Annotated in this window: 11 protein-coding genes; all 11 read right to left on the reverse strand. The window is 65.2% G+C overall.

The window, feature by feature from the left end; all coding sequences use genetic code 11:
• Positions 1 to 81 precede the first annotated feature (81 nt).
• Positions 82 to 1,305 carry a multiple monosaccharide ABC transporter permease gene (gene mmsB, locus BM190_RS15755; RefSeq protein ID WP_092256298.1) on the reverse strand — a complete coding sequence of 408 codons (1,224 nt, stop codon included), beginning with the start codon at positions 1,303 to 1,305 and terminating at the stop codon, positions 82 to 84.
• A complete protein-coding gene (gene mmsA / locus BM190_RS15760) occupies positions 1,302 to 2,879 on the reverse strand; it encodes a multiple monosaccharide ABC transporter ATP-binding protein (RefSeq protein WP_092256301.1) in 1,578 nt (525 codons plus the stop codon). The genes mmsB and mmsA overlap by 4 nt, the downstream gene beginning before the upstream one ends.
• Before the next feature lie 184 nt (positions 2,880 to 3,063).
• On the reverse strand, positions 3,064 to 4,137 hold the full coding sequence (gene chvE, locus BM190_RS15765) for a multiple monosaccharide ABC transporter substrate-binding protein (RefSeq protein WP_092256304.1): 1,074 nt from the start codon (positions 4,135 to 4,137) through the stop codon (positions 3,064 to 3,066).
• A 76-nt stretch (positions 4,138 to 4,213) separates the two neighbouring features.
• The gene (locus BM190_RS15770; RefSeq protein WP_177237116.1) at positions 4,214 to 5,092 is read right to left on the reverse strand and encodes an SMP-30/gluconolactonase/LRE family protein; all 879 of its coding nucleotides are present in this window, start codon (positions 5,090 to 5,092) and stop codon (positions 4,214 to 4,216) included.
• Positions 5,092 to 6,168, reverse strand: a complete 1,077-nt coding sequence (locus BM190_RS15775) for an aldose epimerase family protein (protein ID WP_092256309.1) — start codon at positions 6,166 to 6,168, stop codon at positions 5,092 to 5,094. Before BM190_RS15775 ends, BM190_RS15770 begins: the two co-directional genes overlap by 1 nt.
• 2 nt (positions 6,169 to 6,170) lie before the next feature.
• Positions 6,171 to 7,097 carry a Gfo/Idh/MocA family protein gene (locus BM190_RS15780; RefSeq protein ID WP_092256313.1) on the reverse strand — a complete coding sequence of 309 codons (927 nt, stop codon included), beginning with the start codon at positions 7,095 to 7,097 and terminating at the stop codon, positions 6,171 to 6,173.
• Positions 7,094 to 7,858, reverse strand: coding sequence for a FadR/GntR family transcriptional regulator (locus BM190_RS15785; protein WP_092256316.1), 765 nt, complete (start codon positions 7,856 to 7,858; stop codon positions 7,094 to 7,096). The genes BM190_RS15780 and BM190_RS15785 overlap by 4 nt, the downstream gene beginning before the upstream one ends.
• On the reverse strand, positions 7,855 to 8,835 hold the full coding sequence (gene yjfF, locus BM190_RS15790; RefSeq protein ID WP_092256319.1) for a galactofuranose ABC transporter, permease protein YjfF: 981 nt from the start codon (positions 8,833 to 8,835) through the stop codon (positions 7,855 to 7,857). Before yjfF ends, BM190_RS15785 begins: the two co-directional genes overlap by 4 nt.
• The gene (locus BM190_RS15795) at positions 8,832 to 9,824 is read right to left on the reverse strand and encodes an ABC transporter permease (protein ID WP_092256322.1); all 993 of its coding nucleotides are present in this window, start codon (positions 9,822 to 9,824) and stop codon (positions 8,832 to 8,834) included. The genes yjfF and BM190_RS15795 overlap by 4 nt, the downstream gene beginning before the upstream one ends.
• The gene (locus BM190_RS15800; protein ID WP_092256325.1) at positions 9,821 to 11,365 is read right to left on the reverse strand and encodes a sugar ABC transporter ATP-binding protein; all 1,545 of its coding nucleotides are present in this window, start codon (positions 11,363 to 11,365) and stop codon (positions 9,821 to 9,823) included. The genes BM190_RS15795 and BM190_RS15800 overlap by 4 nt, the downstream gene beginning before the upstream one ends.
• Before the next feature lie 115 nt (positions 11,366 to 11,480).
• On the reverse strand, positions 11,481 to 12,446 hold the full coding sequence (gene ytfQ / locus BM190_RS15805) for a galactofuranose ABC transporter, galactofuranose-binding protein YtfQ (RefSeq protein ID WP_092256328.1): 966 nt from the start codon (positions 12,444 to 12,446) through the stop codon (positions 11,481 to 11,483).
• Positions 12,447 to 12,615: the final 169 nt, after the last annotated feature.

The following is a 12,615-nucleotide window of genomic DNA, read 5'->3' on the forward strand; positions in this document are numbered from 1 at the left end:
TGCCCACCATAGTGCCACAAGAGAAGATGGTGGGCACGGCGCTTACGCGCCTTTGCCCACCCTAGCAGACCGTCAATGCGGCTACCGCCGCTGGTTATACACGTCGATACACACCGCCCCGAGCAGCACCAGGCCCTTGATGACCTGCTGATAGTCGATGCCGATGCCGAGGATCGACATGCCGTTGTTCATCACGCCCATGATCATGGCGCCGACCACGGCGCCGCCGACGCGCCCTACCCCGCCATAGGCCGAGGCCCCGCCGATGAAGCAGGCAGCGATGACGTCGAGCTCGAAGCCGAGGCCGGCCTTTGGCGTCGCCGTGTTGAGGCGCGCGGCGAAGACGAGGCCGGCGAGTGCGGCGAGCACGCCCATGTTGACGAAGGTGAAGAAGGTCAACCGCTCCGTCTTGATGCCTGACAGGCTCGCCGCCTTGGCGTTGCCGCCGACGGCGTAAATCTGGCGGCCGACCACGGTCCGGCGTGTCATGAAACCGTAGAGCGCGATCAGGGCGCTCATGATCACCAGCACGTTCGGCAGGCCGCGATACGTCGCGATCAGGTAGGTGAAGTAGAGCACCGCACAGGCCAGCACGATGCTCTTGCCAAGAAAAAACGCGTAAGGTTCGACTTCGATGCCGTGCGACTGCTCGCGCGCGCGGCTCTTAGCGCTGGCATAGACCAGCGCTAGCGCCAGCACGACGCCGATCAGCATCGACGTCGGATGTAGTGCGCCGGGGTCAAGCAGAACTTCAACAACATTACCATTTGCGTCGAGCCGGAGTTCCGGAATGAAGCCCGACGACAATTTTTGGAAGGTCGCCGGGAACGGCCCGAGCGACTGGCCCTGCAACACCGCGAGCGCAAGGCCCTTGAACACCAGCATGCCCGCCAGCGTCACGATGAACGACGGGATCTTGAAATAGGCCACCCAATAGCCCTGCGCCGCACCGATGGCGGCGCCGAGCAGCAGGCAGGCAATGAAGGCGAGCGTGTAGTCGACCTTGTAGGTCACCATGAGAAGCGCGGCCACGGCGCCGATGAAGCCCGCGACCGAGCCGACCGAAAGGTCGATATGGCCGGTCACGATCACCAGCAGCATGCCGAGCGCCATGATGACGATGTAGCTGTTCTGGAGCATCAGGTTCGTCAGGTTGAGCGGCTGCAGCAGCGTGCCGCCGGTCATGACCTGGAAGAACAGCATGATCGCGATCAACGACATCAGCATGCCGTAGTTGCGCAAATTGTTCTTGATGAAGCTGCCGTGCCGGCGCTCCTCGGGCAGCGATACCGTCTTGTCGGTCATGGCTGCATTCCTCCCATTTCCGCGGCCGCGGGCGCGGCGTTCCCAATGTTTCGTTCGTTGCGCATGATGGCGCGCATGATCTTTTCCTGCGTCGCCTCGGCTCCGCTGAACTCGCCGACGAAGGCGCCGTCGTTCATGACGCAGATGCGGTCGCAGATGCCGAGCAGCTCGGGCATCTCCGAGGAGATCACCACGACGCCGCGGCCGGCCTCCGCCAGCTCGTTGATGATACAGTAAATCTCGTATTTGGCACCGACGTCGATGCCCCGCGTCGGCTCGTCCAGGATCAGGACCTTGGGATCGGTCATCAGCCATTTCGACAGCACCACCTTCTGCTGGTTGCCGCCGGAGAGCTGGCCGGTCTCCTGGTAGACGTCGGAGCAGCGGATGCGCATGCGGGTGCGATAGTCGCTGGCGATCTTCAGCTCGGCGATGTCGTCGATCACGCGGCTTGGCGCGACCTGGTCGAGGCTGGCGAGCGTGATGTTCTTGCGGACGTCGTCGGCCAGGATCAGGCCGAGCTGCTTGCGATCCTCGGTGACATAGGCAAGACCGGCGTCGATCGCCGCCGCGACGCTCGGCAGCACCATGTCTCTGCCTTCGAGCCGGATGCTGCCGCTGATATTGGTGCCCCAGGAACGGCCGAACAGGCTCATGGCGAATTCAGTGCGGCCGGCGCCCATCAGGCCAGCAATGCCGACGACCTCGCCGCGCCTGACGCCGAAATTGACGTTCTTGATCACCTGCCGCTCGGGATGGATGGGGTGATAGACCGACCAGTTCGCGACGTCGAGCACGGGCTCGCCGATCTTCACGCTGCGCTCGGGGAAGCGGTGCGCCATGTCGCGATTGACCATGCTGCGGATGATGCGGTCTTCCTGAATCGGCTCGGCGCGGCAATCGATGCTGTCGACGGTGCGGCCGTCGCGGAGCACGGTGATGTGGTCGGCGACCTTGGCGACCTCGTTGAGCTTGTGCGAGATCAGGATCGAGCCGATGCCCTGCTCGCGGAACGCCATCAGGCGTTCGAGCAGCGCGGCGCTGTCAGCCTCGTTGAGGCTCGCGGTCGGCTCGTCCAGGATCAGCATCCGCACCCGCTTGGACAGCGCCTTGGCGATCTCGACCAGTTGCTGCTTGCCGACGCCGAGATCGGTGATCAGCGTGTCAGGGGGTTCCTTCAGGCCGACCTGCGCCAGCAGTTCACGCGTGCGCCGGTACACCTCGTCGCGGTCGATCACGCCCAGCTTTGAAGGCGGATGCGACAGAAAAATGTTCTCCGCGATCGACATCAGCGGGATCAGCGCCAACTCCTGGTGGATGATGATGATGCCGAGCGCCTCGGAATCGTTGATGTCGCGGAAGCGCCGCTCCTCGCCATCGAAGACGATGGTGCCCTCGTAGCTGCCTGCGGGATAGACCCCGCTCAATACCTTCATCAGGGTCGACTTGCCGGCACCGTTCTCGCCGACGAGCGCGTGGATCTGCCCGGCGTGAACCGAGAAGTTGACGTCGCGCAGCGCCTGCACACCGGCAAAGCTCTTGCTGACGTTGCGCATCTCCAGCATGGCGGTCATCGTGTCATATCCCTCGATCGCTGTCGTTCACCTCTCCCCGCTTGCGGGGAGAGGTCGGATCGCATCGCAAGATGCGATCCGGGTGAGGGGGAGTCTCCGCGAGTCCCACTGCCACCTCGCTCGCGGAGGCTCCCCCTCACCCTTCCCCTCTCCCCGCAAGCGGGAAGAGGGGAAGGAAAGAGTATTACTGGAACTGCGCCTTCTTGTAGTAGCCGCTGTCGACCAGCACCTTCTCCCAATTGTCCTTGTAAACCACGACCGGCTTGAGCAGGTAGGACGGCACGGTCTTGACGCCGTTCTCGTAGGTCTTGGTGTCGTTGACCGTGACCTGCTTGCCGGCAAGCGCGGCGTCGACCATGTCGGCGGTCACCTTGGCGAGGTCGCGGGTATCCTTGAAGATGGTCGAATATTGGTCGCCGCGCAGCATCGCCTTGATCGAGGGCACCTCGGCGTCCTGACCCGAAATGATCGGCATCGGCTGATCGGCGCTGCCGTAGCCGACGCCTTTCAGTGAGGAGATGATGCCGATCGAGATGCCGTCATAGGGCGAGAGCACGGCGTTGATCTTCTTGTTGCCGTAGTAGGCGCTGAGCAGATTGTCCATGCGGGCCTGGGCGGTGGCGCCGTCCCAGCGGAGCGTCGCGACCTTGTCCATGCCCATTTGGCCCGAGGCAACGACGAGCTTGCCGCTGTCGATATAGGGCTTCAGCACGCTCATCGCGCCGTTGTAGAAGAAGTAGGCGTTGTTGTCGTCGGGGGAGCCGCCGAACAGCTCGATGTTGAACGGGCCTTTGCCGTCCTTCAGCCCGAGCCCCTGCTCGATCGACTGCGCCTGGAGCACGCCGACCTGGAAATTGTCGAAGGTCGCGTAATAGTCGACGTTCGGCGTGCCGCGGATCAGGCGGTCATAGGCGATCACGGTGATGCCTTTCGCCTTGGCCTGCTTGAGCACGTCGGACAGCGTGGTGCCGTCGATCGCGGCGATCACCAGGGCTTTCGCGCCCTTGGTCACCATGTTCTCGACCTGCGAGAGCTGGTTCGGGATGTCATCCTCGGCATATTGCAGGTCGGTGTTGTAACCGCGCTCCTTCAGCACCCTGACCATGTTGTTGCCGTCGTCAATCCAGCGCGCCGACGATTTGGTCGGCATCGCGATGCCGACGGTCGCCTTGTCCTGGGCGGAGGCGGTGAGGCCTGTGGCCATCGTCGCAGCGCCGGCCAACGCCAGTGCGAGGAATGTCGTCTTCAGTTTCAGCATGTTTTCACTCCCTTGGGTGTCAGACTGTTTCTTGATGTCGTCGAGAACGTCGTCGTCGTGGACTGCCTCTGGTCTCCTATGCGAGCTTGACGTCGGGCTCCGCGCGACCGCGCGCGGATGGCTCCAATAGAAAAGTGCAACCGGCTTGCGGATCGGCGGCACGCGCCGCCGCGTCCATATCCTGCCACGCTGACGTGACGAGGAGGCGCGACAGATCGGGGCCGACGAAAGCGGGACAGCTTGCCTGTTTTGCCGGCACGCTCAGCGAGCGCAGACGCTCGCCTTGCGGAGAATAGACATCGATCCGGCTCGCGCCCCAGCAGGCATTCCAGATGTTTCCGTCGGCATCGCACACTGAGCCATCGAGGCCGCCGATGCCGGTGTGTCGCAGCAGCACCTCCGGCTCGCCGCGCGGCAGGCCGGTCGCGGGATTGAGCGGGACTGCGTAGAGCACGGCGCGTGCGGTGTCGGTGAAATAGCCAATGGCGCCGTCCGGCGAGAAGCAGATCGAATTGGGAATGCTGATGCCGGGAAACAGCGTCGAGATCTTCCCGCGATGGAACGCGTAGATCGCCCCCGCCTTCGGCTCGGCCTTCTTGCCCATGGTGCCGATCCAGAACGTGCCGGACTGGTGCACACGGCAATCATTGGAGCGCGTGGCAGGATTGTCCGCCTCGAGCGGACAGAACAGCGTCATCGCGCCATCGGCGAGCGTGCGGATATAGAGACCGTCCTCGGCGACGATCAGCTGGCGCTCGGCATCGATGCGCCCGAGCGCGCTCGCCATCCGGCCAAGCGCGTGGACGCGGATGCTGCCGCTGTCGAGTTGCGCCTCGAACAGCCGTCCCTCGCGAATGTCGAACCACCAGGCGGTGTCTGTGGTCACGTCATAGGTCGGGCCCTCGCCGAGATGACAGGGATCGTCCGAGAGAACTGATGTCGGCACCTGTTCCATCATGACGCCCTCACACCGAAGCGATAGACTGTGTGATGCCGATAAACTCCGCCGGGATCGAGGCGCGGGCTCGGGAAATCCGGCCGGTTCGGCGCGTCAGGCCAGATGTGCGGCTCCAGGCACATGGCATCCGATTGCCGGATCAGCTTGCCGCCCTTCCCCGAAATCGTGCCGTCGAGATAGTTGCCGGAATAGACTTGCAGGCCGGGTTGGTCGGTGAACAGCTCCATGACACGCCCCGAGCGCGGTGCCTCCAGCCGCGCCGCGAGCGCAAGCTCGCCGTCGCGCGCAAGGCAGTAGGTGTGGTCGTAGCCCCTGCCATTGCGCAATTGCTCATCGCCTTGCCGGATACGTTCTCCCACGGGTCGAGGCTCGCGGAAGTCGAACGGCGTTCCCGCCACCGCACGCGGCGGTCCAGGCAGCGGAATGGCGGTGGGGTCGATGGCGAGGAAATGCTCGGCGGCGACCGTCAGCCTGTGATCGAGAATGGGCGTGCCTGACGTCGCGCCTTCCAGATTGAAGAAGCTGTGGTTGGTGAGGTTGACGATGGTGGGACGGTCGGTCCGCGCCTCCATGCTCAACGACAATTCGGTCGGGCCGGTGACGCGATAGGTCAGGCAGACATCGAGCTGGCCGGGATAATTCTCCTCGCCATGCGGACTTGTGTAAGTGAGCGTCACCCCGGGCGCGGCGCCGTCGTCGAACTCCGCAATCTGCCAGAGCTTGCGGTCAAAACCGTCGAGGCCGCCGTGCAGCGCATTCGGGCCGTTGTTGACCGGGAGCTGTACCGTTTCACCGTCGAGCGAGAACTGTCCGTTGGCAATGCGGTTGGCGTAGCGGCCGACGGTGGCGCCCAAGAACTTTCGTTCCGCGAGATAGCCGGCGAACGCGTCATGGCCGAGCACGACGTCATCGTGACCGCCCTTCGCATCCGGCGCAATCAGCGCCTGGATCACCGCGCCGTGGGTGATGATCCGCGCCTCGAAGCCGCCCTCGCCGCGCAGCACGATGCGCTCGACTTCGCGGCCGTCGGGCAGTGTTCCGAAGATGTCTTTTGTGATTTTTGATGCGGCCATGTCTAATCCACAAACGGTTCGACCACGGTGCGCCTGCCGAGCAGGAACGCGTCGGCGACGAGGCGAAGCGGCGTCAGATCGACGTCGCTTGCGCCGGTCGCCGCGAGCTCGACGAAGCGCCGGTAGAGTCCGCGATATTCCTCATCGGGCGCCTCGGCAAGCACCTTGCCGTCGACCTCCATCCGCGCGCCACCGCTGGACAAAGTCATCCGGCCCTGGTCGGTTTCGACGACGATATCCCAGCTCTGCGGTCCGGTCTGGCGGAAATCGAACTCGGCGGTGACAGCAAGGCCATCGATGTCGGTCAGCGTCAGGTTCGCCGCAATCGGCGCCTGGCAATTGGCGGGAAACGCCAGCTCGGCCGCGGTGACGAACACAGGCTTCGGCAGGATCCTGGTCAGGATCGACAGCGCGTTGATGCCGGGGTCGAACACGCCGAGGCCGCCCGGCTCCCAGATCCAGCCTTGCCCGGGATGCCAGACGCGGACATCTTCCTTCCAGCTGATGTGCACCGACTTGATGCGACGCTCAGTGAGCCATTGCCGCGCGGGCTCGACCGCCGGCGCATGGCGTGAATGCCAGGTCGCAAACAGCGTGCGCTTTGCCTCCGCCGCCATCGCGATCAGCGGATCGAGCTCGGCGACACCGATGCCCGGCGGCTTCTCCAGCATGACATGCTTGCCGGCGGCGAGCGCCGCGGCCGCCTGCGCGCGCCTCACCTGCGGCGGCGTGCAGAGCGAGACCGCATCGATCGGCGGTCCCTTTTCCAGCAGCTCCTCGATGGTCGCGAAATGCGGCAGTCCCGGCAGCGAGGCGTTACGGCTGGCAATCGCCGCCAGCGCCGCGCCCGGCACGGCGGCGATCGCGCCGACATGCTGGTCACGCGCGATCTTGCCGAAGCCAACGATGGCGATGCGAAGTTCCGTCACGATCTCTCTCCAGATTCCACGGAGGCCGGTGCGCTCTCGATGACCGTGCCCTCATGGCGATGCATGCCGTTGTGAATGACGAAAATCATCGCCTCGGAGGCGGCCTCCGCATCGCCGACCGCAATCGCATCGACGATCTTCTGGTGCCAGAGCAGCACCGTGTCGCGGTCCTCCAATTCGACCGGCGCGCTCAGCAGGAACGAGGCGCGAAGCGCGGCCTCGATGACGTGGCCGATCGAGCGCATGAACAGGTTGCCGGAGGCGCGCGCCACGGCGACGTGAAGTGCGAGGTCGGCATCGGCAAAGCCGACCGAATCGGACGCTTCGAGCCGCATGCGCTCCATGCTGCGCCGAAGGTCGGCCAGATCCTCCTCCGACCGCTGCTTGGCCGCCAGCATGGCCGCGCGCGGCTCGACCGCGAGACGGATCTCGGCGAGGTCATTGAGGAAACGCTTGTCGATACCGGCGTCCAGATGCCAGGCCAGCACGTCGGCATCGAACATGTTCCAGGCGGCGCGTTCGCGCACGACGGTTCCGACGCGCGCCTTGGTGGTCAGCAGGCCCTTGGCGACTAGGGTCTTCACGCTCTCCCGCAGCACCGGCCGCGACACGCCGAACATCGCGATCATCTCGGCATCACCAGGCAGGCGCGTCCCTTCCGCGTAGCGGCCGGCGATGATGTCGACGCCAATCGAGCGGGCGACCTCCGCATGGTTGGAGTGAGCCCGCCGCGTCGGGATGACGACGATGCGCGATGTCATGTGGCGGCTCCTGCGCTCTTCGCCAGCGGCCGGCGCGCGAGCGCGACGAGACCCTGCTGCAAGGCAATGAAGGCGAACAGCAAGATGCCGGTCGCGATCTTGGTCCACCAGCTCGACTGCGTGCCGTCGAAATTGATGTAGGTCTGGATCAGCCCCTGGATCAGCACGCCGAGGAAAGTACCGATCACCGAGCCCTGCCCGCCCGTGAGCAGCGTGCCGCCGATCACGACGGCCGCGATGGTGTCGAGCTCGACGCCGACGGCGGAAAGCGAATAGCCGGCGCTGGTGTAGAACGAGAAGACGATGCCGGCGATGCCTGCGAGCAGGCCCGACAGCATGTAGATCTTCACCGTCATCTTGCCGACCGCAACGCCCATCAGGCTCGCTGTCGTCCGGCTGCCGCCGAGCGCATAGACATTGGCGCCGAACCGGGTGAGATGCAGCAGCAAGGCTCCGCCGATCACGATCGCGAGCATGATGATCGCAATCGCCGTCAATCGCCCGCCACCCGGCAATCGCAAGGCGAAGTCCGACACGTTGGAATAGATCGGCGCGGTGATCGGTATGGATTCGGTGGAGAGCAGGAAGCTCGCTCCGCGCGCCAGGAACATGCCGGCGAGCGTCACGATGAAGGGTGGCAAATCAAAGACATGGATCACCGCGCCCATCGCCGCACCGAAGGCCGCCGAGAGTGCGATGACGACGACGAAAGCAACCAGCGGCGGCATGCCCCAGCGCTCGATCGCGAGCGCAACGAAGACGGTGGTGAAGCCGATCACCGAGCCGACCGAGAGATCGATGCCGCCGGAGATGATGACGAAGGTCATGCCAGCCGCGACGATGCCGAGGAAAGCGTTGTCGGTGAGGAGATTGCCGACGACGCGGGTCGAGGCGATGTTGGGGAACTGCACCGCGCAGGCGGCGAAGCCCGCGACCAGCACGATCGCCGTGATGAGGGCAGGCGGCAGACCTCTCATGGTTTCGTCCTCCGCAGCCGCGCGGCGATGCCGGCAAATCCGGTCAGCTTGGGCGATTGCAACAACAGCACCGTGAGCACCACCACCGCCTTGACCAGCAGGTTGAACTCCGGCGGATAGCCGGACAAAAGGATGCCGGTGTTCATGGTCTGGATGATCAGCGCGCCGAGGACGGCCAGCACGAGGCTGAAGCGGCCGCCGAACAACGAGGTGCCGCCGATCACCACGGCCAGAATGGCATCGAGCTCGAGCCAGAGGCCGGCATTGTTCGCGTCCGCTCCCATGATGTCGGCCGCCGCGATCACACCGGCCAGCGCGGCGCAGACGCCGCACCAGACATAGACCGACAGGATCATCGCACGGGTGCCGACGCCGGCAAGCTCGCTCGCGCGCGCATTGCCGCCGGTCGCCTCGATCAGGAGCCCGAGCGCGGAGCCACGCACCACCGCGCCGGTCAGGATGAGCATGCCCAGGGCAATCACCACCGGTACCGGCAGGCCGAGCACCGAGCCATTTCCGAGCCAGACCAGATCCGGCGAGGAGAACGTCACGATGCGTCCCTCGGTGATGAGCTGGGCGATGCCGCGTCCCGCCACCATCAAAATCAACGTCGCCACGATCGGCTGCATGCCGAGCACCGCGACGAGGAAGCCGTTCCACAGGCCGCAAATCAAGCCCGCGCCGAGTGCTGCCGCCAGCACGACGGCCAGACTGTGAGTGTCGGCGAGGCTCGCTGCGATCGCGCCGCAGATCGCCATGACGGCGCCGACCGAGAGATCGATGCCACGCGTCGCGATCACCAGCACCATGCCGAGCGAGAGCAGCGCCACCGGCGTGCCGCGGTTGAGCACGTCGATCAGGCTGCCGAACAGCCGGCCGTCCTGCAGGCGCAGGTCGAAGAATTGCGGCGACACCACGCGATCGACCGCGAGGATGACGATCAGCGCCAGGATCTGGGCAAGGCCGCGGCGCGGCAGCAGCGCTGTCATGTGTGGGCCTCAAGCGCAACAGCGACGCTATCGGCGGCAATGGCGGCGAGAATGTTGCCGACGTCGATCGCCTCGCCCGCGAGCTCTTCGATATGGGCGCGGTCGCGCAGCACGACGACGCGATCCGAATAGGTCACGATCTCGTCGAGCTCGGAGGAGATCACGAGCAGCGAAAGCCCGTCGTCGCAGAGCTCGCGGATCAGGCGGATGATTTCGGCATGCGCGCCGACATCGATGCCGCGGGTCGGCTCGTCCAGCACGAGAAGCCGCGGCGAGGTCGCGAGCCAACGCGCCAGCAACACCTTTTGCTGGTTGCCGCCGGAGAGCAGGCCCACGGGGCGCTCCGGATCGGGCGGGCGGATGTCGAGCATCTTGACGTAGCGGCGCGCGAGCTCGTCCTGCTCGCGGCGCGACAGCGGCCGATGCAGGCCGCGCTTGGCCTGGAGCGCGAGCACGATGTTCTCGCGCACGGTGAGCTCGGCGACGATGCCGTCGGTCTTGCGCTCCTCCGGGCAATAGCCAAAGCCGTGGCGGACGCCGTCGCGGGGCGACTGCAGCCGCACCGGCGCACCCTCCACCCTCGCCTTCCCGCCATCGGCGCGCTCGGCGCCGAATACCAGCCGCGCCGTCTCGGTGCGGCCCGAGCCGAGCAGGCCGGCGAGACCGACGACCTCGCCATGGCGCAGCTCGAGATTGAACGGCGCGACATAGCCGGCCTTGCCGTAGTTCTCGAAACTCGCGCAGATTTCGCGCACCTTGTGCTCGCCCACTGATGCGCGCGCGCTGGTGGTCTCGGCCAATTCGCGGCCGAGCATCAGCCGGATCAGCTCGAGCCGGGGCAGCGAGGCGGTCTCGCGCTCCCCGACGAGGCGGCCGTTACGCAGCACCGTGATGCGATCGGAGATCTCATAGACCTGATCGAGGAAGTGGCTGACGAAGACGATGCCGATACCGCGCTTCGCGAGCTGCCGCATGATGCCGAACAGGATCTCGACCTCGTGGCGGTCGAGGCTCGCGGTGGGCTCGTCCAGGATCAGCACGCGCGCGGAGAGATCGACGGCGCGCGCGATCGCGGTGACGTGCTGCACAGCGACCGAATAGCTGCTGAGCGGCGCGGCCACGTCGATGTCGAGGCCAAACTCCGCAAGCAGCGCCTTGGCGCGGCGGCGCATCTCGCCCTCGCGCACGATGCCGAAGCGCATCGGCTGGCGATCGAGGAACAGGTTCTGCGCCACCGACAGGTTCGGCAGCAGGTTGACTTCCTGGTAGACGGTGGCAATGCCCGCTGCCAGCGCTGCCTTGGCCGAGCGCGGCGCGACCTCTTCACCGCCGATCCTGACGATGCCGGCATCACGCGGGAATACGCCGGTGACGACCTTGATCAGCGTGGATTTGCCGGCGCCGTTCTCGCCGAGCAGCGCATGGATCTCGCCGGCGCGCAGCGTGAAGTCGACCTCCTGCAGCGCGCGCACAGCGCCAAAGCTTTTGCTGATCCCGCGCACCTCAAGAAGGGGCAGAGCAGGATCGGGGCTGTTCTGCATGGCAAATTCACTCCCACGGGTGCCCGCCATTGAAGCGGACACCCAGCCTAGCCGTTCGTGCAGCGGTTTCGAAGGGGGCGCCGAACCACTGGAGGCGGTCCGGCGCGGAGCCCCCTCAGTAACCGAGGCCCTTCTTGCTGTCGTAGATCTTCTGCGGATCGTCGGCGGCGGTATAGAGCTTGGACTCGGTCTGGATCCATTTCGGCGGAACCGTGCCCTTGCCCTTGAAGGCTGCGACGGCATCCAGTGCCGGGCCCGCCATGTTCGGCGTCAGCTCCACCGTGGCGTTCGCTTCGCCGGCAACCATCGCCTTGAAGATATCGGGGACCGCGTCGATCGAAACGGTGAGGATGTCCTTGCCAGGCTTGAGGCCGGCTTCCTTCATCGCCTGAATCGCGCCCACCATCATGTCGTCGTTGTGGGCGTAGACTGCGCAGATGTTCTTGCCGCCGCCTTCGGCCTTGATGAAGCTTTCCATCACCTCCTTGCCCTTGGCGCGGGTGAAGTCGCCGGTCTGGCTGCGCACCACCTTCAGGTTCGCGTGCTTGGCGATGGCGGTGTCGAAGCCTTTCTTGCGGTTGGTGGCGACGCTGGCGCCGACCGTGCCCTGCAGCTCGACGATGTTGCAGGCCTTGGCGCCGACCGTCTTGGCCAGCCAGTCGCCGGCGACCTCGCCCTCATGCACGCTGTCCGAGGTTACGGCGGTGAGATAGAGTTCCTTGCCGGAGGGATCGATGTCGCGGTCGAGCAGCACGACCGGGATCTTGGCTTCCTTGGCCTCCTTCAGCACCGAGTCCCAGCCGGTCGAGACCACGGGCGCGAGAAAGATCGCATCGACGTTCTGCGCGATGAAGGAGCGGATCGCCTTGATCTGGTTCTCCTGCTTCTGCTGCGCATCGGCGATCTTGAGATTGACTTTGCGCTTGGTAGCCTCCTGCTTGGAGACCGACGTCTCGGCGGCGCGCCAGCCGGACTCCGATCCGATCTGCGAGAAGCCGATGGTGAGCTCGGCGGCATTCGCGGGCAGCGCGAGCAACAAGGCGGCCGTGGCGCTGGCCGCAAAGAGGGCTTTGAGGATCATCAGGCGAGTCTCCCAAGATGTTATCCGGGGCGCCGATTGGTAGCATGGCACCCGCAGGCCGGCCTTTGAGGCGGCGGGAGGGACTATTTCACGGAAGATGGGTTCCGACTAGTCATATTATTTGACTATTTGGAGGAAATTGCGCCGAGCAGCGGCAAGCGGCTTTAAG

Origin of the sequence: Bradyrhizobium sp. Rc3b (assembly GCF_900114915.1) — a bacterium.
Classification (GTDB): Bacteria; Pseudomonadota; Alphaproteobacteria; order Rhizobiales; family Xanthobacteraceae; genus Bradyrhizobium.

Coding starts and splice junctions, on each gene's coding strand:
- mmsB (WP_092256298.1), bottom strand. CDS start 1,305: ATGACCGACAAGACGGTATCGCTGCCCGAGGAGCGCCGGCACGGCAGC.
- mmsA (WP_092256301.1), bottom strand. CDS start 2,879: ATGACCGCCATGCTGGAGATGCGCAACGTCAGCAAGAGCTTTGCCGGT.
- chvE (WP_092256304.1), bottom strand. CDS start 4,137: ATGCTGAAACTGAAGACGACATTCCTCGCACTGGCGTTGGCCGGCGCT.
- BM190_RS15770 (WP_177237116.1), bottom strand. CDS start 5,092: ATGGAACAGGTGCCGACATCAGTTCTCTCGGACGATCCCTGTCATCTC.
- BM190_RS15775 (WP_092256309.1), bottom strand. CDS start 6,168: ATGGCCGCATCAAAAATCACAAAAGACATCTTCGGAACACTGCCCGAC.
- BM190_RS15785 (WP_092256316.1), bottom strand. CDS start 7,858: ATGACATCGCGCATCGTCGTCATCCCGACGCGGCGGGCTCACTCCAAC.
- yjfF (WP_092256319.1), bottom strand. CDS start 8,835: ATGAGAGGTCTGCCGCCTGCCCTCATCACGGCGATCGTGCTGGTCGCG.
- BM190_RS15795 (WP_092256322.1), bottom strand. CDS start 9,824: ATGACAGCGCTGCTGCCGCGCCGCGGCCTTGCCCAGATCCTGGCGCTG.
- BM190_RS15800 (WP_092256325.1), bottom strand. CDS start 11,365: ATGCAGAACAGCCCCGATCCTGCTCTGCCCCTTCTTGAGGTGCGCGGG.
- ytfQ (WP_092256328.1), bottom strand. CDS start 12,446: ATGATCCTCAAAGCCCTCTTTGCGGCCAGCGCCACGGCCGCCTTGTTG.